Raw genomic sequence first — 3246 nt, forward strand, 5'->3', positions numbered from 1 at the left:
AATTTGATGCCTGGCAGTTCCCTACTCTCGCATGGGGAGACCCCACACTACCATCGGCGCTACGGCGTTTCACTTCTGAGTTCGGCATGGGGTCAGGTGGGACCACCGCGCTAAGGCCGCCAGGCAAATTCTGTTTCATTAACCCGCTTGTCGCCGGTTAATCTAATCTGTATCAGGCTGAAAATCTTCTCTCATCCGCCAAAACATCTTCGGCGTTGTAAGGTTAAGCCTCACGGTTCATTAGTACCGGTTAGCTCAACGCATCGCTGCGCTTACACACCCGGCCTATCAACGTCGTCGTCTTCAACGTTCCTTCAGGAGACTCTAAGTCTCAGGGAGAACTCATCTCGGGGCAAGTTTCGTGCTTAGATGCTTTCAGCACTTATCTCTTCCGCATTTAGCTACCGGGCAGTGCCATTGGCATGACAACCCGAACACCAGTGATGCGTCCACTCCGGTCCTCTCGTACTAGGAGCAGCCCCCCTCAGTTCTCCAGCGCCCACGGCAGATAGGGACCGAACTGTCTCACGACGTTCTAAACCCAGCTCGCGTACCACTTTAAATGGCGAACAGCCATACCCTTGGGACCTACTTCAGCCCCAGGATGTGATGAGCCGACATCGAGGTGCCAAACACCGCCGTCGATATGAACTCTTGGGCGGTATCAGCCTGTTATCCCCGGAGTACCTTTTATCCGTTGAGCGATGGCCCTTCCATTCAGAACCACCGGATCACTATGACCTGCTTTCGCACCTGCTCGCGCCGTCACGCTCGCAGTCAAGCTGGCTTATGCCATTGCACTAACCTCCTGATGTCCGACCAGGATTAGCCAACCTTCGTGCTCCTCCGTTACTCTTTAGGAGGAGACCGCCCCAGTCAAACTACCCACCAGACACTGTCCGCAACCCCGATTAGGGGCCCACGTTAGAACATCAAACATTAAAGGGTGGTATTTCAAGGTCGGCTCCATGCAGACTGGCGTCCACACTTCAAAGCCTCCCACCTATCCTACACATCAAGGCTCAATGTTCAGTGTCAAGCTATAGTAAAGGTTCACGGGGTCTTTCCGTCTTGCCGCGGGTACACTGCATCTTCACAGCGAGTTCAATTTCACTGAGTCTCGGGTGGAGACAGCCTGGCCATCATTACGCCATTCGTGCAGGTCGGAACTTACCCGACAAGGAATTTCGCTACCTTAGGACCGTTATAGTTACGGCCGCCGTTTACCGGGGCTTCGATCAAGAGCTTCGCGTTACCGCTAACCCCATCAATTAACCTTCCGGCACCGGGCAGGCGTCACACCGTATACGTCCACTTTCGTGTTTGCACAGTGCTGTGTTTTTAATAAACAGTTGCAGCCAGCTGGTATCTTCGACTGATTTCAGCTCCACGAGCAAGTCGCTTCACCTACATATCAGCGTGCCTTCTCCCGAAGTTACGGCACCATTTTGCCTAGTTCCTTCACCCGAGTTCTCTCAAGCGCCTTGGTATTCTCTACCTGACCACCTGTGTCGGTTTGGGGTACGATTTGATGTTACCTGATGCTTAGAGGCTTTTCCTGGAAGCAGGGCATTTGTCGCTTCAGCACCGTAGTGCCTCGTCATCACGCCTCAGCCTTGGTTTTCCGGATTTGCCTGGAAAACCAGCCTACACGCTTAAACCGGGACAACCGTCGCCCGGCCAACATAGCCTTCTCCGTCCCCCCTTCGCAGTAACACCAAGTACAGGAATATTAACCTGTTTCCCATCGACTACGCCTTTCGGCCTCGCCTTAGGGGTCGACTCACCCTGCCCCGATTAACGTTGGACAGGAACCCTTGGTCTTCCGGCGAGCGGGCTTTTCACCCGCTTTATCGTTACTTATGTCAGCATTCGCACTTCTGATACCTCCAGCATGCCTCACAGCACACCTTCACAGGCTTACAGAACGCTCCCCTACCCAACAACGCATAAGCGTCGCTGCCGCAGCTTCGGTGCATGGTTTAGCCCCGTTACATCTTCCGCGCAGGCCGACTCGACCAGTGAGCTATTACGCTTTCTTTAAATGATGGCTGCTTCTAAGCCAACATCCTGGCTGTCTGGGCCTTCCCACATCGTTTCCCACTTAACCATGACTTTGGGACCTTAGCTGGCGGTCTGGGTTGTTTCCCTCTTCACGACGGACGTTAGCACCCGCCGTGTGTCTCCCGTGATAACATTCTCCGGTATTCGCAGTTTGCATCGGGTTGGTAAGTCGGGATGACCCCCTTGCCGAAACAGTGCTCTACCCCCGGAGATGAATTCACGAGGCGCTACCTAAATAGCTTTCGGGGAGAACCAGCTATCTCCCGGTTTGATTGGCCTTTCACCCCCAGCCACAAGTCATCCGCTAATTTTTCAACATTAGTCGGTTCGGTCCTCCAGTTAGTGTTACCCAACCTTCAACCTGCCCATGGCTAGATCACCGGGTTTCGGGTCTATACCCTGCAACTTAACGCCCAGTTAAGACTCGGTTTCCCTTCGGCTCCCCTATTCGGTTAACCTTGCTACAGAATATAAGTCGCTGACCCATTATACAAAAGGTACGCAGTCACCCCATTAAGAGGCTCCCACTGCTTGTACGTACACGGTTTCAGGTTCTTTTTCACTCCCCTCGCCGGGGTTCTTTTCGCCTTTCCCTCACGGTACTGGTTCACTATCGGTCAGTCAGGAGTATTTAGCCTTGGAGGATGGTCCCCCCATATTCAGACAGGATACCACGTGTCCCGCCCTACTCATCGAGCTCACAATATGTGCATTTTTGTGTACGGGGCTGTCACCCTGTATCGCGCGCCTTTCCAGACGCTTCCACTAACACACACACTGATTCAGGCTCTGGGCTCCTCCCCGTTCGCTCGCCGCTACTGGGGGAATCTCGGTTGATTTCTTTTCCTCGGGGTACTTAGATGTTTCAGTTCCCCCGGTTCGCCTCATTAACCTATGGATTCAGTTAATGATAGTGTGTCGAAACACACTGGGTTTCCCCATTCGGAAATCGCCGGTTATAACGGTTCATATCACCTCACCGACGCTTATCGCAGATTAGCACGTCCTTCATCGCCTCTGACTGCCAGGGCATCCACCGTGTACGCTTAGTCGCTTAACCTCACAACCCGAAGATGTTTCTTGCGATCCATCATCGTGTTGCGAAAATTTGAGAGACTCACGAACAACTCTCGTTGTTCAGTGTTTCAATTTTCAGCTTGATCCAGATTTTTAAAGAGCAAA

General features: G+C 52.8%; 2 rRNA genes. Both read right to left on the minus strand.

The features are described 5' to 3' along the window. Positions 1 to 8: 8 nt before the first annotated feature. Positions 9 to 124 (minus strand): 5S ribosomal RNA (gene rrf / locus C4F37_RS26845). Positions 125 to 219: 95 nt separating this feature from the next. Beyond that, positions 220 to 3124 (minus strand): 23S ribosomal RNA (locus tag C4F37_RS26850). Between the last annotated feature and the right edge of the window lie 122 nt (positions 3125 to 3246).

This window comes from Escherichia sp. R1 (assembly GCF_003000935.1).
In the GTDB taxonomy this organism is placed as follows: Bacteria; Pseudomonadota; Gammaproteobacteria; order Enterobacterales; family Enterobacteriaceae; genus Escherichia; species Escherichia coli.